Source organism: Mesorhizobium xinjiangense (assembly GCF_009749525.1).
In the GTDB taxonomy this organism is placed as follows: domain Bacteria; phylum Pseudomonadota; class Alphaproteobacteria; order Rhizobiales; family Rhizobiaceae; genus Mangrovimarina; species Mangrovimarina xinjiangensis.
Window position 1 is genome coordinate 65,774 of record NZ_WOAC01000004.1, and the last position, 20,976, is coordinate 86,749.

Below are 20,976 nucleotides of genomic sequence, written 5' to 3' on the forward strand. Positions count from 1 at the left end.
GATTGACTTGAACCATGACGGCTGACCTTCTCACGAGCCTGTCGCTGGCGACCCCGGAACTGATCCTGGCGGTCTCGGCCATGGTCCTGCTCATGATCGGCGTTTTCAGCGGCGAGCGCTCCAATACACTCGTGACCGGTCTTGCCGTGGCCATTCTCATTGGCGCGGCCGCCTGGATGGCATTGTTCGGTCAGGACGGCACGGCCTTCAACGGTGCCTTCGTCAACGACGCATTTGCTCGTTTCATGAAGATGCTGACCCTGATCGGGTCGGTGGTCACGCTGATCATGTCGGTGGGCTTCGCCAAGGCGGAGAAGTTCGACAAGTTCGAGTTCCCGGTCCTGCTCATGCTGGCGACGCTCGGCATGTTGCTGATGGTCTCGGCCAACGACATGATCGCCCTTTACCTCGGGCTCGAGCTGCAATCCCTGGCGCTTTACGTCGTCGCCGCGATCAACCGCGACAGCGTGCGCTCGACCGAGGCCGGGCTGAAATATTTCGTCCTCGGCTCGCTCTCCTCCGGCATGCTTCTCTACGGCATCACGCTGGTCTACGGCTACACGGGCAACACCGGATTTGAAGCCATTGCTGCCGAACTGGCAGGCAGCGACAGGCAGTTGGGACTCGTGTTCGGCCTGGTCTTCGTGCTTGCCGGCCTTGCCTTCAAGATCTCGGCCGTGCCGTTCCACATGTGGACCCCGGACGTCTACGAGGGCGCGCCAACGCCGGTCACGGCCTTCTTTGCCGCCGCTCCGAAGATGGCCGCCATGGCGCTCATCGTGCGCGTCGTCGTCGGCGCATTCGAGCCGGTCGCCGCCGACTGGCAGCAGATCGTGGTGTTCATCGCCATCGCGTCGATGCTCCTGGGGTCCTTCGCCGCGATCGGCCAGCGCAACATCAAACGGCTCATGGCCTATTCCTCGATCGGCCATATGGGCTTTGCCCTTGTCGGTCTCGCCGCCAACAGCCAGGCGGGCGTGCGCGGCGTCGTCATCTACATGCTGATCTATCTGGTCATGACGCTCGGCGTCTTCGCATTCATCCTGGCCATGCGGCGCAAGGAGGGCAATGTCGAGCAGATCGACGATCTGGCGGGCCTTGCCTCGACCAACCCGGTGATGGCGACGATCCTGACGATCCTGATGTTCTCGCTGGCCGGCATTCCGCCTATGGCAGGCTTCTGGGCCAAGTGGTACGTATTCCTCGCCGCGATCAATGCCGAATTGTACGCCTTGGCGGTGATAGGTGTGCTCGCATCGGTGGTCGGAGCCTACTATTATCTGCGGATCATCAAGATCATGTGGTTCGACGAGCCCGTCGGCGGGTTTCTGCCGATGGCCGGCGAGCTTCGCCTCGTACTTGGCGTGTCGGGCGCCTTCGTGCTGTTCTATGTCCTGATCGGCGGGCCGATCGGAACCATGGCCGAAGCCGCCGCGACCACGTTCTTCTGATCCGATGGGATTCGCGCTGGCGCCGGGCGCGTCGCTAGAAGGCTATCGCCTTGAATCCTTCGACACGATTGGCTCCACCAATGCCCTTGCGCTGGAGCGCGCGCAGGCCGGCGATCCGGGACGCCTGTGGATCGTATCGAAGAAGCAGGAAAGCGGACGCGGCCGCAGGGGGCGTTCCTGGGAGACGCCTAAAGGCAATCTGGCAGCGAGCCTGCTTTTGGTCGATTGCTGCGCGCCGCCGGTTGCGGCCACCCTCGGCTTCGTGGCGGGACTGGCGCTCGGCGACGCTCTGGAGGCTTCGACGCCGACGAGGCGATTGGCCATTGGCGTGGATGGTGGCAGTGCGGCGGGAGAGGCGGGGCGTTTCGAATTGAAATGGCCGAACGACGTTCTGGCCGACGGCGCCAAGCTCGCCGGAATACTGCTTGAATCGGCCATGCTGCCCGGTGGCGGCTTTGCCGTGGCGATCGGCATCGGTGTCAACGTGGTGGCGCATCCGGGCAATACGCCCTATCCCGCGACTTCGCTGACCGCACTCGGCTCGAAGGACAACGCCGAAACTCTGTTCCTTGCGCTATCGGACGCCTGGATGGACGCCATGCGGCTTTGGAACGGGGGCAGGGGGCTGGAGGGCGTACGCCGTCGGTGGCTGGAGCGGGCGGCCGGGCTCGGCAGTCAAGTGGCCGTGCGGCTCGACGGTGAGGTGGTACGCGGCATCTTCGAGACAATCGACGAAGATTGCCGCTTCGTCATTCGTGACCGAAGCGCCCGCCTGCACAGGATTGCGGCGGGTGATGTTCATTTTGGCGCTGTCGCGTCGGCTACTACGGGCTGATGCGGCCGCGGTGTTGAAGAAAGGCTGACTATGGCAAAAGGCGCGGCACAGGAGCTGGTCTTCGTCCCTCTGGGCGGGGTAGGCGAGATCGGCATGAATTTGGCGCTGTACGGGTTCGGCCACCCCGACAAACGGGAATGGATCATCGTCGATTGCGGCGTGACTTTCCCCGGCCCTGATCTGCCCGGCGTTGACCTCGTTTTGCCGGATATCCGCTTTATCGAGGAACGTGTGGAGCGGTTGCGCGGCATTGTCATCACGCACGCGCATGAAGACCATTACGGCGCCTTGCTGGATTTGTGGCCGCGCCTGAAAGCGCCGGTCTGGATGACCCCGTTCGCCGCCGGAATGCTGGAGGCCAAGCGGCAGTCGGAGGCGAATGCTCCCGACATTCCCGTCGAGATCTACCACGCCGGGTCCACCTTTTCCGTGGGGCCGTTCGAGATCGAGGCGATTGCCGTCACCCATTCCATACCGGAACCGGTCTCGCTGGCCATCACCTCGCCCGCCGGCACGGTGATCCATACGGGAGACTGGAAGATGGATCCGGCGCCGACGATCGGCGCCAAGACCGACGAGGCGCGTTTCAAGGCGATCGGCGAGGCCGGCGTATTGGCGCTCGTCTGCGATTCCACCAATGCCATGCGCGACGGTATTTCGCCCTCGGAGGAGGAAGTCGGCGAAAGCCTCAAGCAGATCATCGAGAAGGCGCCCGGGCGGGTGGCTGTCACCTCCTTCTCGTCGAATATCGGCCGTGTCCGCTCGATCGCCGAAGCGGCCCGCGACGCCGGCCGGCAGGTCATGGTTCTCGGCCGCTCTCTCAAGCGCTGCATCGATGTGGCGAGCGATCTCGGCTATCTAGACGGTCTGCCCGAGTTCATCGACGAAGAGGATTATGGGCTGGTCCCGCGGGAGAAACTCGTCATCCTGTGCACCGGCAGCCAGGGTGAGCCGCGCGCCGCGCTTGCCAAGCTGGCACGCGACGAGATGAAGACCGTCGCGTTGTCGCCGGGTGATGCGGTGATCTTTTCCTCGCGCGCCATCCCGGGCAACGAGAAGGCCATCCTGGAGATCAAGAACAACCTGATCGAACAGGGCATCCGCATCATCGAGGATAGCGACGCGCTGGTTCATGTTTCGGGCCATCCGCGGCGCGAGGAGCTGATGCGCATGTACGACCTCGTGCGTCCGCGGATCGCCGTTCCTGTTCATGGCGAGGCGGCCCATCTCGTCGCGCATGGTGCGCTGGCCGCCAAGTCCGGCGTCAAGGAAGTGGCGCAGGCGCGCAACGGCGACATGCTGCGCCTTTCGCCCGGGCCGGCGGAGATCATCGACCAGGTGCCCTTCGGGCGCATCTACAAGGACGGCCTGATCGTCGGCAGCGAAGACGATGTCGGCATCAAGGATCGGCGCAAACTGTCTTATGTCGGCCATGTCGCGGTTAACGTCGTGCTCGACGAACGCTATGAGATGGCCGGCGAGCCGGATCTGGTCGCCTACGGCCTGCCGGAAGCGGACGGCGCGGGGGAGGCGCTGGAAGACATTATGCTGGGTGCGGCAATGGGCGCGGTTGATAGCATTCCCCGGTCCAGGCGTAAGGATCTCGATCTCGTTCTGGAGGCGGTGCGGCGCGCCGTGCGCAATTCCGCCAGGCAGGCCTGGGGCAAGAAGCCGGTCGTGACCGTGTTCGTCACGCGGTGATTGAGGCGCGGGCGGGCCGCCGTTCGACCGCGTAACTCGAAAGGATGTCGCAATGCTTGGACGGCTCAATCATGTCGCAATCGCGGTGCCCGACCTGGCAGCCGCAAGCGCCGGCTATCGTGACATGCTGGGTGCGCGGGTGAGCGCGCCGCAAAAATTGCCCGATCATGGCGTAACGGTGGTCTTCGTCGACCTGGGCAACACCAAGGTGGAGCTTCTGGAGCCCCTGGGTGAAGCCTCGCCGATCGCGAGTTTCCTGGAGCGTAGCCCGACGGGCGGCATGCACCATGTCTGCTACGAAGTCGACGATATCATCGCCGCGCGCGACCGGCTGATAGCGCAGGGCGCGCGCGTACTGGGCGGCGGAGAGCCGAGAACCGGCGCTCATGGCAGGCCCGTTCTCTTCCTTCATCCGAAGGATTTTCAGGGAACGCTTGTCGAACTCGAACAAGCCTGACGAAGGCAAAGCAAATGAGCTGGATTTCCGCACTGGCAATTTTCTTCGTCCTCTGGTGGGTCGTGCTTTTCGCCGCGCTGCCCTTCGGCTTGCGCACGCAGGACGACGAGGACGACGTGACGCTCGGCACTACGCCGAGTGCCCCGCGGGGCCCGCATATGGCGCGCGCCGTCCTGCGCACCACGATCGCGACCTTGATCATCTGCGGGGCGCTCTACACTGTGACAGTCTATTTTGGACTGGGGATAGACGACTTGCCGATGGTCGTCCCGGAATTCGACTGAACGCCCTCCGGTTTATGGCGAGCTGAGTTCCAGCGGCAATTCAGCCTTTGGATCAAAGTTCTTGATTGCACAAAAAAAATGCAAGGCCGAAGCCTTGCCAAGTAAACGCGTCCGATCTGTTTCCGATATTCGGCGGCAGCGAGAAATCCGCGCCTAGATCGCATCCTCCCAAGACTTTGACCGCGCAGGAGAGCGAATTTCTGTTCCGCTCTCTTATTTTATGGCGGCACACTAGCCTAACGTTCATCGTCCTGTCACGAATTTTTTTGCCTGAAAACCGGCTTTCATGTGCTGCACTGCACAAGGCGACGGCAGTGTGTGCTTACTGCCTCGGCAAATTCGGACTACCTATTGTCGCGGCTGCTTGCTTGGCTTTCCTTCGGGACACGAAATGGCTATGAAGCGCTTGAAGGTCGGGCCGATGCAACTGGTCCGATTCCTGTGGCGCTTTCACTCTGATCGATGGTTCAATTCATGCGGTTGTCGCAATATTTCCTGCCTATCCTGAAAGAAAATCCGCGCGAGGCGGAGATCGTGTCTCACCGTCTTATGCTGCGCGCCGGCATGATCCGGCAGCAAGCTGCCGGCAGCTTTTCATGGTTGCCGCTCGGCAAGCGGGTGCTCGACAAGATTTGCAACATCATCCGCGAGGAGCAGAACCGTGCCGGGGCGCTCGAGATCCTCATGCCGACCATCCAGTCGGCCGATCTGTGGATCGAAAGCGGGCGCTACAACGACTACGGCGCCGAGATGCTGCGCATCGAGGATCGCCACGAGCGTGCCATGCTGTTCGGCCCGACCAACGAGGAAATGGTGACGGACATCTTCCGCGCCTATGTAAAGTCCTACAAGGATCTGCCGCTTAACCTCTACCACATCCAGTGGAAGTTCCGCGACGAGGTACGGCCGCGCTTCGGCGTCATGCGCTCGCGCGAATTCCTCATGAAGGACGCCTATTCCTTCGATCTCGATTACGAAGGCGCCAGAGCGGCCTATAACCGCATGTTCGTCGCCTATCTGAGGACGTTCACCCGCATGGGCCTGCAGGCCATACCGATGCGTGCCGACACCGGCCCGATCGGCGGCGATCTCAGCCACGAATTCATTATTCTGGCCGATACCGGTGAAAGTCAGGTCTTCTGCCACAGCGACTTTCTTGCGCTGCCCATCCCCGATGCGGCCACCGATTTCGGCGATGACGATGCGATCGCCGGCATCGTCAAGCGGTGGACGACACCTTATGCGGCGACAGACGAAATGCACGACGAGGCTGCCTGGCAGGACGTGCCGGACGCGAAACGATTGTCGGCGCGCGGCATCGAGGTCGGCCACATCTTCCATTTCGGCGACAAATACTCCAAGCCGCTGGGGGCCAGCGTCACCGGGCCGGACGGCAAGGAGCACGACGTCTCCATGGGATCCTACGGCATCGGGCCGTCACGCCTCATTGCCGCCATCATCGAGGCCTCGCATGACGAGAACGGCATTGTCTGGCCGGAATCGGTGGCGCCCTTCGACGTCGCGCTCATCAACATGAAACCGGGCGACGCCGACTGCGATCGGGTGTGCGCCGAGATCGAGACGGTGTTGACGGCAAGCGGCAAGGACGTGCTTCATGACGATACGGACCAGCGTGCCGGGGCCAAATTCGCGACAGCGGACCTGATCGGCCTGCCTTGGCAAGTTGTCGTCGGGCCGCGTGGCATTGCGGCGGGCGAGGTGGAATTGAAGAACCGCAAGAGCGGCGCGCGCGAGACGATCGCGATCGCCGACATTGCCAAGCGGTTCGGCGGGGGTGCATGAGCAACGCTGGCGGGCAGACCACAAAAGGGCAGGGCAAGAACAGCAGGGCCGGCGCCGGACCGTTCTCGCTTTTCGAGCGCATGGTCGCCTGGCGCTATCTGCGCTCGCGCCGCAAGGAGGCGTTCATCTCGGTGATCGCGTCGATCTCCTTCGTCGGCATCATGCTCGGCGTCGCGACGCTGATCATCGTGATGGCCGTGATGAACGGATTTCGCGCCGAACTGCTGACGCGCATTCTCGGCACCAACGGCCACATGATCCTGCAGCCGATCGACCGCCCGCTCGACGACTACGCCGCGGTGGCCGAGCGCATCGAAGGCGTCAGGGGCGTCAAATACGCCATCCCGCTGGTCGAGGGCCAGGTGCTGGCCTCGGGCAATCTGGGCAACGGAACGGGCGCGCTCGTGCGCGGCATCCGCGAACAGGATATCAAGCGGGTCGAACTTGTGGCCCGCGATATCCGTCAGGGAACGCTCGACGGGTTCGACGGATCGCAGGGCGTGGCGATCGGCGTGCGCATGGCGGAAAATCTCGGTCTCGGGATCGGCGATTCGATCACGCTGACCTCGCCCGAAGGCGACGTCACGCCGTTCGGAACCGTGCCGCGGCAGAAATCCTATCCGGTGACCGCGATATTCGAGATCGGCATGTCGGAATATGACGCCTCGATCGTCTTCATGCCGCTGTCGGAGGCGCAGCTCTATTTCAACAGCGAGGGCAAGGCGCAGACGATCGAGATCTCGGTCGAGGACCCCGATGCGGTCGACGCGTTGAAGCAACCGGTCGAGATCGCCGCGCAGCGCCAGCTCTATCTGAGCGATTGGCGCCAGCGCAACCAGACCTTCTTTTCGGCCCTGCAGGTCGAGCGCAACGTCATGTTCATGATCCTGACCCTGATCGTGCTGGTGGCCGCTCTCAACATCATTTCGGGTCTGGTCATGCTGGTGAAGGACAAGTCGCACGACATTGCGATCCTGCGCACGATGGGGGCGACGCGTGGCTCCATCATGCGCATCTTCGTGATGACCGGGGCGGCAATCGGAGTCACGGGGACAGCGGCCGGCGTCGTTCTCGGCATCATTGTCTGCCTGAACGTCGAATCGATCCGTGCCTTCTTCTCCTGGCTGTCGGGAACGCGGCTGTTCGATCCGGAGCTCTATTTCCTCAGTCAGTTGCCGGCCAAGATGAACGCGGGAGAGACGGTGTCGGTCATCGTGATGGCGCTGGTCCTGTCTCTTCTGGCGACGATCTTTCCTGCCTGGCGGGCCGCGCGGCTCGATCCTGTCGAGGCGCTGAGGTACGAATGATGGCGTCCGACCCGGTTTTGCAGTTGCAGCGCGTCGAGCGCCGCTTTCGACAGGGCACGAAGACGCTGTCCATCCTGGACGGTGCCGACTTCGCCCTTCGCCGCGGCGAGATGGTGGCGCTTGTCGCTCCCTCGGGCGCCGGCAAGTCGACGCTGCTGCATCTGGCAGGGCTGCTGGAGCGTCCCGACGCCGGCGACGTCGTGCTGAACGGCCAATCCTGCGGCAAGCTGTCGGACGATGCACGCACGGCAATCCGCCGCAACGATGTGGGTTTCGTCTACCAGTTCCATCATCTCCTGCCCGAATTCTCCGCGCTCGAGAACATCGTCCTGCCGCAGCTCGTGCACGGCCTGGCGCGCCAGGAAGCCGAACACCGCGCCACGCAGCTCCTCGACTATATGAAGATCGCCAAGCGGGCGGGGCATCGGCCGGCCGAACTGTCCGGTGGTGAACAACAGCGCGTGGCGATCGCGCGTGCGGTTGCCAATGCGCCTCTGGTGCTGCTGGCCGACGAGCCGACCGGCAATCTCGATCCGGTCACGGCCGGATACGTCTTCGAAGCGCTTGAGGCGCTGGTGCGTCATTCGGGTCTCTCGGCCCTGATTGCCACGCACAATCACGAACTGGCCGGACGCATGGACCGCAAGGTCACGCTGACGGACGGCAAGATCATTCCGGCCTGACGAATTCCCGAACGCGTGAATCTGGCTGTGCCGCCAGATCAATATGTTGGAGCATCTGCCTTTCGCTCAAACGACCTCGTTTGAGCGGGGCATGCTCCATGACATCGCGCTTGGGGCCGATGCGAAGTGTCAGGAGCATATCCCGGCTGGCTTGACAAAAAGAACAAACATGGAACATATTGCATACAGATAGAAAACATGAGGGTTCCATGACCGATCTCTTGCAGGATGTCGTCTCGCTCGTTTCCGTCAGCACCTTCATCGTCGCCATGGCGATGTGGATCGGCGCATTTTGAAGGCGCCGTTGACCGGCCGGATGGCTGGTCGCCTAGCGCGCATTCGCTTCAAACGGAAACGTTTGAAGCAAAGATATGCGCGCCAGCTCAATATGTTGGAGCATGTACCTTTCGCTCAAACGATTCCGTTTGAGCGGGACATGCTTCAGACATTATGTGTTCGGGAGTGTGTCGCCCGATCCGGCCGTGCGCGCCGGTCAGTCGCCGAGCACCACGCCCTCACGGCGCGGATCGGCGCCGCCGACGAGCCGGTCGTCGACAACAGATACGCCGTGCAGGCCGGAGTTGAGCGCGCGGGTCGTAACGTCGAATCCCAGCGCGGCGAGATCGTCCGCCATTTCCTCGGCCGGTGTTCCGGCTTCAAGGGCGTAGTCGCCGAAGCGGTTGGTCAGATGTGGCAGCGCAATCGCCTGCTGGATGTCCATCTTCCAGTCGATCAGGGCGATGATCGTGTTGGCGACATAGGGAATGATGTTGCTGCCGCCCGGCGAGCCCAGGGCGTGAACGGGCGCACCGTCACGCAGGATGATGGTCGGCGACATGGAGGAGCGCGGGCGCTTGCCGGGCTCGACGCGGTTGGCCACCGCCGCGCCATTGTCCTGTGGCACGAAGGAAAAGTCGGTGAGCTGGTTGTTGAGCAGAAAGCCGGCCGCCATCAGCCGGGCGCCAAACCCGTTCTCGATCGAGGTGGTCATGGAGGCGATGTTGCCTGCCTCGTCGACGATGACGAAATGCGATGTCGAAGGACGCTCGGTCTCGATGCCGTCCATGCGCAGCTCGGCCTTGTCCCAGGGCGGCTCGCCGGGCGTTACCTCGTCCTGGGCAAGGGCGGCCGGGCGGCGGATGAGGGCGGAACGCGTGGCAAGATAACCGGCGTTCAGGAGCCCCTTGGGCATGGAGACGAAATCGCTGTCGGCCATGTAGCGCCCGCGATCGGCAAAGGCCAGGCGGGTCGCGTCGCCGATCAGCCGCCAGCTTTCGGGGTCTTGCGGTCCGAGGCCGGCGAGGTCGAAATGCTCGAGCATGCCGAGGATCTGGCCGACCGTGAGCGCGCCGGAGGAGGGCGGTCCCATGCCGCAGACTTCATATCCGCGATAAGGCGCGCAGACGGCCGGGCGTTCCTTTGCCTGGTAGGCGGCCATGTCTTTCGCCGACAGCTTGCCCGGATTGGTCGGGTGACCGTTGACCGCGTCGACGATCTGTTGCGCGATCTCTCCCTCGTAGAACGCGTCCGGGCCGTCCTCGGCGATGATCCTCAGCGAACGGGCATAGTCGGGATTGCGCAACAGCGTGCCGGCCGTCAGCGGCGCGCCGTCGTCGTCGAAGAAATAGGCGCGCGTGCCGGTTTGGCCCGACAGCCGCTTGGCGTCCGCCGCGATCAGGCTTGCCAGCCGTGGCGATACGGCAAAGCCGTCTTCGGCCATCGTGGCCGCCGGCTCGAACAATTGCCGCCAGGGCAGCTTGCCGTATTTCGCGTGGGTCATTTCCATCAGCCGCACGACACCCGGCACGCCCACCGAGCGACCGCCGACCACGGCATCGAAAAAGGGCAGCGGCTTGCCCGAGGCGTCGAGAAACAGCTCGCCGGTGGTGGCGGCCGGGGCTGTTTCGCGGCCGTCGATCGTCGTCACCGTCCCGCTTGCCGCGTCATACCAGACGAGAAAGGCGCCGCCGCCCAGGCCGGACGATTGCGGCTCGACCAGGCCGAGAACCGTTTGCACCGCGACGAGCGCATCGGCCGCACTTCCGCCCTGGCGCAGGATTTTGCGTCCGGCTTCGGCCGCCAGCGGATTGGCGGCCGCCACCATGTGGCGCTCTGCCGTGACGGCTTTTTGCGCAGCGAGGCCGGTCGCGCCCTCCGGGGCAATGGCGTCGGCCGCCTGCTGGGCATGTAAAGGACTGGCAAGTGAGACAGCCAGGGCGAGAAGCAGGGGCATGCTCAGTCTGGCAATTTGCATCGTCAGGCACTCCTTCGAACGGTCCCGCCGGCATCGGCCGCTTCGCTGGCGCCGAACACCTCCTCGAACGACGCCCGCAACGCCACATCGAAATCGGCCATCGTCACCGGTAGTCCGAGATCGACAAGGCTGGTGACGCCATGACCGGAGATGCCGCACGGCACGATCCCCGAAAAATGGTCGAGCTCAGGTTCTATATTGACGGCGATGCCGTGAAAACTCACCCATTTGCGCAGGCGTATGCCGATGGCAGCGATCTTGTCCTCGGCGGGCCCGCCGTCGGCAAGCGGCGGCTTGTCCGGCCGCATCACCCAGACGCCGACCCGGTCTTCCCGGCGCTCGCCGCGCACGTTGAACCGCGCCAACGCTCGTATGATCCATTCCTCGAGCGCGGCCACGAAGGCGCGCACGTCTTCCTGCCGGCGCTTGAGATCGAGCATGACATAGGCAACGCGCTGGCCCGGCCCGTGATAAGTGTATTCTCCACCGCGGCCTGCCTGATAGACTGGAAACCGGTCTGGCTCGATCAGGTCGCCGGGGCGCGCGCTCGTGCCGGCCGTATAGAGCGCGGGATGTTCCACCAGCCAGACGCATTCGCGTGCCGATCCTGCGCGGATATCCGCCGCACGGCTCTCCATGAATTGAAGCGCGGCATCATAGTCGACAAGGCCCGGCTCGATGCGCCACTCGACGGACGGGGCGCCTGGAGCCGGGAAGAATTTTAGTCCTGGAGCGTGTCGTTGGGGCATGACGAAGTTCCTTCGCCGCTACATATGGCGGCAAATGCGGGCGAGGTCCAGAACGGCTTGAACAGGCTTTTCCGGTCCTGGATGTCAGGGCAAAATATTGGCGCCATGAGGCTTGTTTCGCTGGGGCCGATTTGCTACATGCGCCGAGCCGACAGGGTCGGCTTCTACCACGTGCGGTCGTGGCGGAATTGGTAGACGCGCAGCGTTGAGGTCGCTGTGGGGCAACCCGTGGAAGTTCGAGTCTTCTCGACCGCACCAGTCTTCAAGTGAAAATCGTTGTTTTACAACACGTTGGGATCAAGCGCTCCGCGCGTCCGCGCGATGCGTGCGGCGCACGGGTTCCTTCAATGGCCGTTCTGGCACGATTCCCGCCCGCATCGCCGCTTCGCCGGCCGTCACAACCTCCGTGCGTCAAACCCGCGCGCGTTCAGCTGTCACATTGCTGCTGCGGTTCGCCATGCCGCAAATCTGGGGACCCCAGATGAACGAAAGCAGTGCATGAGTTCCCCTCGCACAAGCAACATCCGCGTTTTGGCGCTGATTGGAACCATTCTGACCGTCATGACGGGGTTGGTGGTCTATTCGCCGACGCTCTATCAGCTGTTTTGTGCTGTGACCGGCTACGGCGGCACCGTGCAGCGCGCCATTGCAAAGCAGCCGGACACGGCGTCGACAAACGAGAAAGTCACTGTTTCGTTCGACGCCAATGTGGCACCCGGTCTGCCCTGGGAGTTCCGGTCCGAGCAAAGACGGGTCGAGACCCGGTTCGGAGAGCCGACCAAGGTCTATTACTACGCCAAGAACAATTCCGATGAGACGGTTGTCGCCCGGGCGGTGTTCAACGTCACACCGAACCAGACCGCGCCGTATTTCTTCAAGATCGAGTGCTTCTGCTTCACCGAAGAGAAGCTCGCGCCGGGCGAAAGCGCCCGCATGCCGCTCGTGTTCTATGTCGATGAGCATATGCTGAAGGACAAGGATGCCGAGATGTTCCGCAACATCACCCTGTCCTATACCTTCTTCCGGCAGAAGCAGCTCTCGCCCGAGGAGGTCGAGGCCGCGCGCGATCTCAAGGCGGGCTCGCAAGCCACGGAGGCAAAACTGAAAAAGGCCGAAACGGTCGGCTTCGACAACGACGCGCCACGGCGATGAAAACGATGCCGTTGTTCGGGGACCTGTGTGGAGGGGAGAGACGAAGGATGACCGAGATGTCGACCACCAGGCGCCGTCCGGCGCGCCCGTATCGCCGCTTGCTGGAACTCAAGTCCCTGTTCTTGGCAGCCGCGCTGGCTCTTGCCTGGGCTGTCCCCAATTTTCCGGCCGGCGCGCTCGCCCACAGCTACAAGCACGGCTCCATCGCGGTCGGTCACGTCTGGGCGCCGCCGCCAGAGGAAAATGCCGACGGCATCGCTGTTTACGGACCGCTCCTCAACGGGGGCGATACCGCCGTCCGGTTGGTCGGGGCCTCCAGCCCGATTGCCGATGCGGTGCGCTTCCGGATGGCGAACGACGGTGAGGCGGCGACCTGGCCCGAAAGCATCGACCTGCCGCCGAACAAGCCCGTCTCGCTCGCCGCGTGGAGTGAGCACATCTGGCTTTCGGGACTTCACCAACCGCTCGAAGCGGGCGACACGTTCGACCTCATCCTGGATTTCGGGCCGGAGGGAAAGCTGCCGGTCAAAGTGATTGTCGAAGACGCGGGGGCGCAGCATTAGCGCGCGTTCGCTTCAAACGATTCCGTTTCAGCGGGACATGTTCTTGCGGGAGGGCCGCACGCTGTTGCCCCGAGGCATCACATGATGAAGATCAGCCACTTCCGCCATTCGAAACCGAAGGCGCGTGAATGGTACCGGCTGAAATAAAGCGTTAACCATAAGCCCTTACTTGCCAATAGATCGCTGTTCAATTTTTCGGGGTCACGATGTCCATTTCGCGCCGCAGTTTGCTTTTCGGTCTTCCCTTGTTCGTCGCCGGCTGTTCCGTCACCAATATACGATCGGATGCATTGAATTATGCTGCCATCCGCAGCGAGGCGTTTCCGATCGATGCTCTCCCACTGAATAAGATCAATCCCGATCTTCGGCGCCGGGAAGTTGACTTCGACGGGGATTATCCGGCTGGGACCATCATCGTGAACACGCCGGAACGCCGCCTCTACTACGTACTCGGCGACGGTCGGGCCATGCGATATGGCATCGGCGTCGGGCGCGAGGGCCTGACGCTTCGCGGAAACGCCGTCATCGGGCGCAAGGCGAAATGGCCGAGCTGGACGCCGACTCAGAACATGATCAGGCGCGAGAAGCGTTACGCCAAATATGCCGCCGGCGTTCCCGGCGGCCTGCGCAATCCGCTCGGCGCACGCGCGCTGTATCTGTATCGCGGCGGCCGCGACACGATGTTCCGCATACACGGGACCAATCAGCCAACGACGATCGGCGGGGCGGTGTCCAGCGGTTGTATCCGGATGACCAACCACGATGTGATCGACCTGTATGACCGGGTGTCCACCGGCGCCAGGGTGGTCGTCATTCAGGCGTGAGGCGAACGGCAAGGGCTGCGGAAACGATCGGCTCAGCAGGTGTGCGATAACGCCATGTCGCGCGGGTACGTATTGCTAATATGCTGACCATCTCCCGTATGGAGGCAACGGCGGGGTCGGCCGGTCATCCCACTCCGGTCGACCCCACTTCTTCGACGTTGGCCTCACGCGCTCACCGATTGGCCAAGACGTCTTGCCGTCCCGTCCGGCGTGCCGCGGGCCGGGAAGGGAAGGGCCATCACCCGTTCAGGGGCGTCGTTTCCTGATTGACGGTAGGCGTCAAAGTCCGTCGCGGGACATGCTGTGCCCAGCATGTCCGGATTTTTCGCATTTGCGGACGGAGAACCGGTTTCCACTTCTCCCGGAATTGCTCTAGAGCTTGGCATCGAACCCGAAGCAATCCCAGCGGGAGGCGCCATGACGGGCACGGACGAACACGAAAACGGCGCCGCACCTGAAACGGCCGAATCCGGTATCTATGGCGAGGATGGAGCAATCCGTCCCGCATTTCTGGCGCATATCGGCGCGGCGATCGCCGATCGCGACATCCTCACGCTCAAGCAGGACATAACGGGCCTGCACCAGTCCGAGCTCGGCGACCTGATCGAAGCCATGCTCCCCGAACAGCGGCGCTCGCTGGTCGAGCTGATGGGCAAGGACTTCGACTTCACTGCCCTGACCGAGGTCGATGACGCGATCCGTCTCGATATCGTCGGCGCCCTGCCGAACGATCAGATCGCCAAGGCCCTGCAGCAGCTCGATTCCGATGATGCGGTCTACATCCTCGAGGATCTGGATGGAGCCGATCAGGAAGAAATCCTGTCAAGGCTGCCTTTTACCGAACGAATCAGGCTGCGCCGGTCGCTCGATTATCCCGAAGAGACGGCCGGGCGACGCATGCAGACGGAGTTCGTCGCCGTGCCGCCTTTCTGGACGGTCGGCCAGACGATCGACTACATGCGCGAAAGCCGCGACCTGCCGGACGAGTTCAGCCAGATCTTCGTCATCGATCCGACGTTCAAGCTGCTCGGCGCTGTCCATCTCGACCAGATCCTGCGCACTCAGCGCAGCGTGAAGATCGAGGAGATCATGCATGAGACGCGCCATGCCATTCCCGCCACCATGGACCAGGAAGAAGCGGCGCGTGAATTCGAACAATACGACCTCCTGTCGGCCGCGGTGGTCGACGAGAACGAACGCCTCGTCGGCGTGCTGACGATCGACGATGTCGTCGACGTCATCCAGGAGGAGGCCGAGGAAGACCTCATGCGCATGGGCGGCGTCGGCGACGAGGAACTGTCCGACACCGTGGTCGCAACGTCGCGCTCGCGTGCGCCGTGGCTCATGGTCAACCTCGCCACCGCCTTCCTCTCGGCCTCGGTGATCGGGCTGTTCGATGCAACGATCCAGCAGATGGTGGCGCTGGCCATCCTGATGCCGATCGTCGCCTCAATGGGCGGAAACGCCGGCACCCAGACCATGACGGTGACGGTGCGTGCCCTGGCGACACGAAATCTCGATATCTACAATGCCGGGCGCGTCATCCGCCGCGAGGCAACTGTGGGAATATTGAACGGAGCGACTTTCGCAGTGCTTATCGGGGCGGTCGCCGGGCTGTGGTTCCAGAATCTCGGCCTCGGGGGCGTGATCGGGACCGCCATGATCATCAACATGCTTGCCGCCGCGCTTGCCGGCATTCTCATCCCGCTGCTTCTCGATCGGCTGGGCGCCGACCCGGCCATCGCCTCCTCGGTTTTCGTGACCATGGTCACCGATGTGGTCGGATTCTTCGCCTTCCTGGGCCTTGCAACGCTCTGGTTCGGCTTTGCCTGAATCCGGTCCCGTTGCGGCAGCGCGCCTGCACGTGAATTGACTTTTACGTAAACGCCATGGCAAACATGATGGCTGTGAAACGGTTTAAACCGGGGTTTCGATGCGGGAATATTATTCGATTACAGAGCTCACCCGCGAGTTCGACATATCGACGCGAACATTGCGATTCTACGAGGATGAAGGGCTGGTGCAGCCGGTCCGCCGCGGCCGGACCCGGCTGTTTCGTCCAACCGACCGTCACCTGATCAGGCAGATTCTGCGCGGCCGGCGCCTGGGCTTTTCCATCAACGAAATCCGCGAAATCATCCAGATGTACAAGGAACCGCCGGGCGAGGTGGGCCAGCTCAAACTGATGATCAAGCGCATCGAGGAAAAACGCGGCGAGTTGCGTCAGAAGCGGCGTGACCTGGAGGAGACCCTTGCCGAGCTCGACCATGCCGAAGAATCATGCGTCGAGCGACTCGTCGAACTCGGAGTGAATACGTGAGACGGCCGATCGGCCGGCCGGCTCATATCCAGCGTCTGACCCTTTTTCGGTAGTCGCGGTAACGCTTGCCGAAACGTGTTGCCAGATGCTCTTCCTCGCGCTCGATGGCGAGCTTTTGCGTCAAGAAGGCCGCGACCACCGCCAGGACGATGAACCAGGCAGCACCCGCCATCAATCCTATCCCGATCATGAACAGCGTGTTGCCCAGGTAGATCGGGTTGCGGGAAAAGGAAAAGGGGCCGTCCGTCACGAGATGCGCTGACGCCCTTGTCGGCAGGATCGTCGTTTCCGCCCGTTTGAGCGCCCGCATTGCCGCGACCTCGATAGCGATCGCGCCGGCAATGGCGACCAGACCGACGGCGAACAGAAGATCGGATGTGGGCTCCACCAGCCAGGGCAGGGGCACGGTGTAGCTCAAGGCGACGGCGATCACGATTGCCGCGAGATAGATGATCGGCGGCCAGGGCACGCGGCTCGGCCGTTCCTCAGCTTGGCTCATTGGTTCCCTCCCTCGTTGCTTGCGCGCATGGTCTCGGCAGTACAGGCGGCCGCCGTTTCCTGGAGCCACCCGTCCAGTTGCGGGTCCGGTACGCCGCCGTAAACCTGATCCAGCTTGCCTTCTCCTTCCGTCCGGTCAAGGACGCAGCCGCAATAGCGCTCGCAAAATGCACGGCTCAGATCGTTCATGCATTGTTGCTCGCAGGACTGGCGCAACTGCGCTTGTGGAGAAATGCCCGCCGGCGGAATCAATTGGGCGGCAAACCACACGCAGGCAATCAGCACCGGCTGATGGATGAGATAGACGGCGAGGCTGTGTCTGCCGGCAAACTGCAGAATACCGCTCCAGGAGGGAAGCGACCAGGCTGCAACGCGCTCGAGCCAGTCGCGAGCGACGGCGAGCCTGGCGGCGGCCATGCCGAGCAGTACCGCGCCAAACCAGGGGAATACGGGGACGTAGTCGTTGGAGCGCGGCGGGTCGGCCGAAAGTCCCAACCACCAGAAGGCCGGGTGATCAAACAGCGGGTTGCGCAGCACATGCGGCGCGACAATGACGGCGACCGCGATCAGGACGATCCAGCGCGCCGGAACCTTGAGAAAGGCCAGGCCCAGAAGGCTGGCAAGCGCGATCTGGTGCAGGATGCCGAAAAAGATGAAGGAACCAGGCGTTGCCAGGCGGGTTGCGACCGTAATCAGCGCAGCCGCGCCCGCGACCATGGCCAGCCGGCGCCAAAAGGATTGCCAGCGGATGCCCTTGCCGTGGGCCAGAAACAGGCTGAAACCGACGAGGAAGAGAAAGGACGAGGCGATGGCCCGGGCAAACAGCCGCCAGCCGCCTTCGGCCGTCATGCCGTGTGGTGCGTAGCCGAAAAATTCCAGGTCCCAGGCGAGATGGTAGATTGCCATGGTGAGCAGAGCCATGCCGCGGGCCGCGTCGATGGCACCGATGCGCCGGCGCGTGCGAAGAGGGGCTTGTTCGGATGCGGCTTGCGAATACATGCTGTGAGTTGTTGCGTGGAACCGCGCAGCGCGCAACCCGCAACGGGTTGGCGGCGCGGATCAGATGGAGGATCGATAATGCAGACGATCAATGCAAATGGCGCGAATATGCCCGTGCTCGGACTGGGAACCTGGACGCTGAAGGGGCGGCAGTGCCAGGATCTCGTCGAAAACGCCATCGCGACGGGCTATCGCCACATCGATACGGCGAGCATGTATGACAATGAAGATGATGTCGGCGCGGCCATCGCGGCAGCAGGCCTGCCGCGCGAGGACCTGTTCGTCACGACCAAGGTGTGGTGGAGCGATATCGCGCCGGGCGACCTGGAGCGCTCGGCCGAGGCAAGCCTGCGCCGTCTCGGTCTCGATCATGTCGACCTGCTGCTCATCCACTGGCCCAACCCGCAAGTTCCCGTCGAACAGGCGATCGGCGCGCTGAACAAGGCTCGTTCGGCCGGCTTGGCGCACCATATCGGCGTGTCCAACTTCCCGACGGTGCTGCTCCAGCGTGCCATTGCCGCAAGCGAGGCACCGCTCGCCTGCAACCAGGTCGAATACCATCCGAAGCTCGACCAGTCGAAGCTGATCGCCATGTGCAAAGCCAACGGCATGGCGCTGGTTTCCTATTGTCCGCTGTTTCGCGGCGGTGTGCTGTTCGACGAGCCGGCGATCCGTGCCACCTCCGACAGTCATGGCAAATCGCCGGCACAGATCGTGCTGCGCTGGCACGTCCAGCAGGGCGTGGCGGCCATCCCGCGCACGACGCGCAAGGAGCGGCTGGCCGAGAACATCGACATCTTCGATTTCGCGCTCACCGATGCGGAGATCGATGAGATCTCGTCATTGCGGCGCGCCGGCATTCGCATCTGTGACTATGATTTTTCGCCGCAATGGGATGAGGCCTGAGACGGCCCCACATGTCGGCGCCCGGTTCTAGCGCGCGTTCGCTTCAAACGGAACCGTTTGAAGCAAAGATATGCGCGCCAGATCAATATTCTGGAGCATGTGCCTTTCGCTCAATCGATTCCGTTTGAGCGGGACATGCTCTGGGCTCAGTCTGAGAAATGCCGCACAGACAATTTGGCCGCTTGCGGCAACCATCTGCCCGTCCGAGGGTTGGAAGAATATCGGCCGCCGGCATTGATGCAGGGCGGCATGAGCTTGCCGGGCGCAGAGAATCGCGGCAGGCTTTAACCTTCGGAAGGGGGCGAAGACGATCGATCTGTGGCCGCCGCCGACAACGGGACGGGCGGTCCTGGGCAGGAAAGCGTTCAAGGTCGGGCAAGCTGCGGCTTGAAACACCCGATGGTCAGGAACGCTGTCATGAAACACCACGCGCAACAAACCCATCCCCCGTCCGCAACACGAAATCCGCGCCGGATCTTTCCGGGCCTCGTGCAAGCGGCCGTCTTGGCGACCGCCGCCTTCTCGCCCCAATGGGCCCTTGCCCATGATGCCAAGACGGGCTGGGAGTACCCCTATTCCTGTTGTTCGGGCTATGACTGTCGGGAAGTTCCGGCAAACGCCATCAGTGAACGCCGGTCCGGCTATGTCATCAACGGCACCGGGGAGGTGGTGGCGTATTCCGACAGGCGCATCCGCCAGTCGCCCGACGGGCTCTATCATTGGTGCTCGGTCGCCGGAGCCAATGACGGACGGACGATCTGCCTGTTCGTCCCGCCCAAGTCGTTCTGAACATCCCGACTGCGGAGTATCGGGACGGTTTGTGCTATGATGAGGTTCGCACGGTGCGGCTGCGTGCCGGCAAGCGCGGGAGGTTCAGATGGCGATCCAGACCTTTGAGGGCCGCGGCATAACGATCCGCTTCGACAGTCACCGCTGCATTCATGCGCGGCGCTGCGTGACCGGCGAGCCGGGCGTCTTCAAGGCCGGCGTCAAGGGAGACTGGGGCGATCCCGATGCATCACCGGTCGAGGACGTCATGCGTGTCGCCTATGCCTGTCCATCCGGCGCCATTACCGTGGAACGCAAGGACGAAGGGGCGAATGAGCATCCGCCGCGCGCCAACGTCGTCATGGTTCGGGAGAACGGGCCGCTCGCCTTTCACGCCGATATGATGATCGAAGGGCATGGCAAGGCGCTGCGCGCCACGCTTTGCCGCTGCGGCCTGTCGGCCAACAAGCCGTTTTGCGACAACGGCCATATTGCGGGTGGCTTCGTGGCGACGGGAGAACCGGCGCCGCGCGAGAGCGACTTGCAGATTTCAGACCTGACCGGGGAAGTGGTCGTGAAGCCGGTCGCCAACGGACCGCTGATGGTCACGGGACGGCTGGAGGTGGAATCGGGCACCGGTCGCGCCGTCGAACGCGTCGAAAAAACGTGGTTCTGCCGTTGCGGACATTCCTCGAAGAAGCCGTTTTGCGACGGCACGCACAAGAAGATCGGCTTCAAGGCGCCGTAGAGCGTTTCCAGGAAAAGTGAACCGATCTCGCAGGCCGTATGTCCGTTCGGACAAGGCCGTCTTATGATTGTGAACCTACGCGTTGCCCCGCAAAAAGATCGGCCCGCCAGGCCGGCGGGCCGCGCAATCAATGATCCCCTCGATCACCCGATGAATGCTTCACGCAGACGCGTCAACATTCCTGGATGCTCCGAGCTGACAGCTGCGCGCACATGACGGGCCGCGCTCTCGGCACTGATGGAATCGCCGAAATGGCAATAGCAGATGATGTCGTGAAGCTGCCAATCGCTCAATTCGAAGAAGCGCTTTGCTTCGCCATAGGTGTCCGCAGTCATGCCCTGTTGGCGCAGGACGGGATCCTTGAAGGCGACCGAGATCGGCGAGTTGTCGCTGCGCATTTCCATCCGCCGCGCGGGAACCTGGTATTCGGTCTCGTGCAGGGTGGAAAGCCGACGGCCCGGTACGCTTTCAAGCAGTTCAGCCCAACGCTGCAGCTTTTCGCTGCGTGTCATCGCGCGATGGACACCGTCTTGCAGAACCTCGGCATGTCCTTTCAGCTGGTCAAGTGTCTGGTGTTTCATATTGGCCTCCTAACCATGGTCTAGGCCAAGTCCGCCACCTGCAGCCGAAATCGTGACTCCATCCGCGGCCAATGTCCACCGTCTTTTACCGGC

At 62.9% G+C, this 20,976-nt stretch carries 21 protein-coding genes and 1 tRNA gene; 17 read left to right on the forward strand and 5 right to left on the reverse strand.

Annotation, left to right across the window (positions count from 1 at the left end):
• Nucleotides 1-14: 14 nt before the first annotated feature.
• From nuoN to GM909_RS06095, 8 genes are all read left to right on the forward strand, one after another.
• Nucleotides 15-1,451, forward strand: a complete 1,437-nt coding sequence (gene nuoN, locus GM909_RS06060; protein ID WP_157015321.1) for an NADH-quinone oxidoreductase subunit NuoN — start codon at nt 15-17, stop codon at nt 1,449-1,451.
• A gap of 4 nt (nt 1,452-1,455) precedes the next feature.
• Nucleotides 1,456-2,286 (forward strand): biotin--[acetyl-CoA-carboxylase] ligase, encoded by an 831-nt coding sequence (locus tag GM909_RS06065; protein ID WP_157015322.1) that lies wholly within the window; start codon nt 1,456-1,458, stop codon nt 2,284-2,286.
• Between the two features lie 30 nt (nt 2,287-2,316).
• On the forward strand, nt 2,317-3,987 hold the full coding sequence (locus GM909_RS06070) for a ribonuclease J (RefSeq protein WP_157015323.1): 1,671 nt from the start codon (nt 2,317-2,319) through the stop codon (nt 3,985-3,987).
• A gap of 52 nt (nt 3,988-4,039) precedes the next feature.
• On the forward strand, nt 4,040-4,444 hold the full coding sequence (gene mce / locus GM909_RS06075; RefSeq protein ID WP_157015324.1) for a methylmalonyl-CoA epimerase: 405 nt from the start codon (nt 4,040-4,042) through the stop codon (nt 4,442-4,444).
• A gap of 14 nt (nt 4,445-4,458) precedes the next feature.
• On the forward strand, nt 4,459-4,728 hold the full coding sequence (locus GM909_RS06080; RefSeq protein WP_157015325.1) for a DUF1467 family protein: 270 nt from the start codon (nt 4,459-4,461) through the stop codon (nt 4,726-4,728).
• A 474-nt stretch (nt 4,729-5,202) separates the two neighbouring features.
• Nucleotides 5,203-6,531 (forward strand): proline--tRNA ligase, encoded by a 1,329-nt coding sequence (gene proS / locus GM909_RS06085; protein ID WP_157015326.1) that lies wholly within the window; start codon nt 5,203-5,205, stop codon nt 6,529-6,531.
• Nucleotides 6,528-7,838, forward strand: coding sequence for a lipoprotein-releasing ABC transporter permease subunit (locus GM909_RS06090; RefSeq protein WP_157015327.1), 1,311 nt, complete (start codon nt 6,528-6,530; stop codon nt 7,836-7,838). The genes proS and GM909_RS06090 overlap by 4 nt, the downstream gene beginning before the upstream one ends.
• Complete coding sequence (locus tag GM909_RS06095) at nt 7,835-8,521, forward strand: ABC transporter ATP-binding protein (RefSeq protein WP_407941253.1); 687 nt, start codon at nt 7,835-7,837, stop codon at nt 8,519-8,521. The genes GM909_RS06090 and GM909_RS06095 overlap by 4 nt, the downstream gene beginning before the upstream one ends.
• Nucleotides 8,522-9,014: 493 nt before the next feature.
• Here the strand turns inward: GM909_RS06095 and ggt are convergent, their stop codons facing one another.
• Entirely contained in the window at nt 9,015-10,775 is a 1,761-nt protein-coding gene (gene ggt, locus GM909_RS06100) for a gamma-glutamyltransferase (RefSeq protein WP_198174146.1), read from the reverse strand.
• 2 nt (nt 10,776-10,777) lie between these two features.
• Nucleotides 10,778-11,524 carry a lipoyl(octanoyl) transferase LipB gene (gene lipB, locus GM909_RS06105; protein WP_157015328.1) on the reverse strand — a complete coding sequence of 249 codons (747 nt, stop codon included), beginning with the start codon at nt 11,522-11,524 and terminating at the stop codon, nt 10,778-10,780.
• A 173-nt stretch (nt 11,525-11,697) separates the two neighbouring features.
• On the opposite strand from lipB, the gene GM909_RS06110 reads away from it, so the two are divergent.
• The 6 genes from GM909_RS06110 (at nt 11,698) to GM909_RS06135 (ending at nt 16,383) form a co-directional block, all read left to right on the forward strand.
• A tRNA-Leu gene (locus GM909_RS06110) sits at nt 11,698-11,782 on the forward strand.
• A 240-nt stretch (nt 11,783-12,022) separates the two neighbouring features.
• Nucleotides 12,023-12,676 carry a cytochrome c oxidase assembly protein gene (locus tag GM909_RS06115; protein WP_157015329.1) on the forward strand — a complete coding sequence of 218 codons (654 nt, stop codon included), beginning with the start codon at nt 12,023-12,025 and terminating at the stop codon, nt 12,674-12,676.
• A 47-nt stretch (nt 12,677-12,723) separates the two neighbouring features.
• Complete coding sequence (locus GM909_RS06120; protein ID WP_198174147.1) at nt 12,724-13,239, forward strand: copper chaperone PCu(A)C; 516 nt, start codon at nt 12,724-12,726, stop codon at nt 13,237-13,239.
• 206 nt (nt 13,240-13,445) lie between these two features.
• Nucleotides 13,446-14,063 (forward strand): L,D-transpeptidase, encoded by a 618-nt coding sequence (locus GM909_RS06125; protein ID WP_157015331.1) that lies wholly within the window; start codon nt 13,446-13,448, stop codon nt 14,061-14,063.
• A gap of 417 nt (nt 14,064-14,480) precedes the next feature.
• Nucleotides 14,481-15,896, forward strand: coding sequence for a magnesium transporter (gene mgtE / locus GM909_RS06130; protein WP_157015332.1), 1,416 nt, complete (start codon nt 14,481-14,483; stop codon nt 15,894-15,896).
• A 100-nt stretch (nt 15,897-15,996) separates the two neighbouring features.
• Nucleotides 15,997-16,383: a MerR family transcriptional regulator gene (locus GM909_RS06135; RefSeq protein ID WP_157015333.1), complete on the forward strand. Its 387-nt coding sequence runs from the start codon at nt 15,997-15,999 to the stop codon at nt 16,381-16,383.
• A 22-nt stretch (nt 16,384-16,405) separates the two neighbouring features.
• Here GM909_RS06135 and GM909_RS06140 read toward each other — a convergent pair whose 3' ends face one another.
• On the reverse strand, nt 16,406-16,882 hold the full coding sequence (locus GM909_RS06140) for a methyltransferase family protein (RefSeq protein ID WP_157015334.1): 477 nt from the start codon (nt 16,880-16,882) through the stop codon (nt 16,406-16,408).
• A complete protein-coding gene (locus GM909_RS06145) occupies nt 16,879-17,880 on the reverse strand; it encodes a heparan-alpha-glucosaminide N-acetyltransferase (RefSeq protein WP_157015335.1) in 1,002 nt (333 codons plus the stop codon). Before GM909_RS06145 ends, GM909_RS06140 begins: the two co-directional genes overlap by 4 nt.
• A gap of 78 nt (nt 17,881-17,958) precedes the next feature.
• Here GM909_RS06145 and GM909_RS06150 point away from each other — a divergent pair, with 78 nt between their 5' ends.
• The 3 genes from GM909_RS06150 to GM909_RS06160 all read left to right on the forward strand — a co-directional run bounded on the left by GM909_RS06150 (nt 17,959) and on the right by GM909_RS06160 (nt 20,302).
• Nucleotides 17,959-18,786, forward strand: coding sequence for an aldo/keto reductase (locus GM909_RS06150; protein ID WP_157015336.1), 828 nt, complete (start codon nt 17,959-17,961; stop codon nt 18,784-18,786).
• A gap of 417 nt (nt 18,787-19,203) precedes the next feature.
• Nucleotides 19,204-19,575, forward strand: coding sequence for a hypothetical protein (locus tag GM909_RS06155; RefSeq protein ID WP_235911680.1), 372 nt, complete (start codon nt 19,204-19,206; stop codon nt 19,573-19,575).
• Between the two features lie 88 nt (nt 19,576-19,663).
• Nucleotides 19,664-20,302 carry a CDGSH iron-sulfur domain-containing protein gene (locus GM909_RS06160; protein WP_157015337.1) on the forward strand — a complete coding sequence of 213 codons (639 nt, stop codon included), beginning with the start codon at nt 19,664-19,666 and terminating at the stop codon, nt 20,300-20,302.
• A gap of 143 nt (nt 20,303-20,445) precedes the next feature.
• Here GM909_RS06160 and GM909_RS06165 read toward each other — a convergent pair whose 3' ends face one another.
• A complete protein-coding gene (locus tag GM909_RS06165) occupies nt 20,446-20,883 on the reverse strand; it encodes a hypothetical protein (RefSeq protein WP_157015338.1) in 438 nt (145 codons plus the stop codon).
• Nucleotides 20,884-20,976: the final 93 nt, after the last annotated feature.

Excerpts from the sequence above, each read along its gene's own strand:
- GM909_RS06150 (WP_157015336.1), top strand. The coding sequence starts at position 17,959 with ATGCAGACGATCAATGCAAATGGCGCGAATATGCCCGTGCTCGGACTG.
- proS (WP_157015326.1), top strand. The coding sequence starts at position 5,203 with ATGCGGTTGTCGCAATATTTCCTGCCTATCCTGAAAGAAAATCCGCGC.
- ggt (WP_198174146.1), bottom strand. The coding sequence starts at position 10,775 with ATGCAAATTGCCAGACTGAGCATGCCCCTGCTTCTCGCCCTGGCTGTC.
- mce (WP_157015324.1), top strand. The coding sequence starts at position 4,040 with ATGCTTGGACGGCTCAATCATGTCGCAATCGCGGTGCCCGACCTGGCA.
- GM909_RS06120 (WP_198174147.1), top strand. The coding sequence starts at position 12,724 with ATGACCGAGATGTCGACCACCAGGCGCCGTCCGGCGCGCCCGTATCGC.
- GM909_RS06065 (WP_157015322.1), top strand. The coding sequence starts at position 1,456 with ATGGGATTCGCGCTGGCGCCGGGCGCGTCGCTAGAAGGCTATCGCCTT.
- mgtE (WP_157015332.1), top strand. The coding sequence starts at position 14,481 with ATGACGGGCACGGACGAACACGAAAACGGCGCCGCACCTGAAACGGCC.
- GM909_RS06135 (WP_157015333.1), top strand. The coding sequence starts at position 15,997 with ATGCGGGAATATTATTCGATTACAGAGCTCACCCGCGAGTTCGACATA.
- GM909_RS06145 (WP_157015335.1), bottom strand. The coding sequence starts at position 17,880 with ATGTATTCGCAAGCCGCATCCGAACAAGCCCCTCTTCGCACGCGCCGG.
- GM909_RS06090 (WP_157015327.1), top strand. The coding sequence starts at position 6,528 with ATGAGCAACGCTGGCGGGCAGACCACAAAAGGGCAGGGCAAGAACAGC.
- GM909_RS06165 (WP_157015338.1), bottom strand. The coding sequence starts at position 20,883 with ATGAAACACCAGACACTTGACCAGCTGAAAGGACATGCCGAGGTTCTG.
- nuoN (WP_157015321.1), top strand. The coding sequence starts at position 15 with ATGACGGCTGACCTTCTCACGAGCCTGTCGCTGGCGACCCCGGAACTG.
- GM909_RS06070 (WP_157015323.1), top strand. The coding sequence starts at position 2,317 with ATGGCAAAAGGCGCGGCACAGGAGCTGGTCTTCGTCCCTCTGGGCGGG.
- GM909_RS06140 (WP_157015334.1), bottom strand. The coding sequence starts at position 16,882 with ATGAGCCAAGCTGAGGAACGGCCGAGCCGCGTGCCCTGGCCGCCGATC.
- GM909_RS06095 (WP_407941253.1), top strand. The coding sequence starts at position 7,835 with ATGATGGCGTCCGACCCGGTTTTGCAGTTGCAGCGCGTCGAGCGCCGC.
- lipB (WP_157015328.1), bottom strand. The coding sequence starts at position 11,524 with ATGCCCCAACGACACGCTCCAGGACTAAAATTCTTCCCGGCTCCAGGC.
- GM909_RS06155 (WP_235911680.1), top strand. The coding sequence starts at position 19,204 with ATGAAACACCACGCGCAACAAACCCATCCCCCGTCCGCAACACGAAAT.
- GM909_RS06160 (WP_157015337.1), top strand. The coding sequence starts at position 19,664 with ATGGCGATCCAGACCTTTGAGGGCCGCGGCATAACGATCCGCTTCGAC.
- GM909_RS06080 (WP_157015325.1), top strand. The coding sequence starts at position 4,459 with ATGAGCTGGATTTCCGCACTGGCAATTTTCTTCGTCCTCTGGTGGGTC.
- GM909_RS06115 (WP_157015329.1), top strand. The coding sequence starts at position 12,023 with ATGAGTTCCCCTCGCACAAGCAACATCCGCGTTTTGGCGCTGATTGGA.
- GM909_RS06125 (WP_157015331.1), top strand. The coding sequence starts at position 13,446 with ATGTCCATTTCGCGCCGCAGTTTGCTTTTCGGTCTTCCCTTGTTCGTC.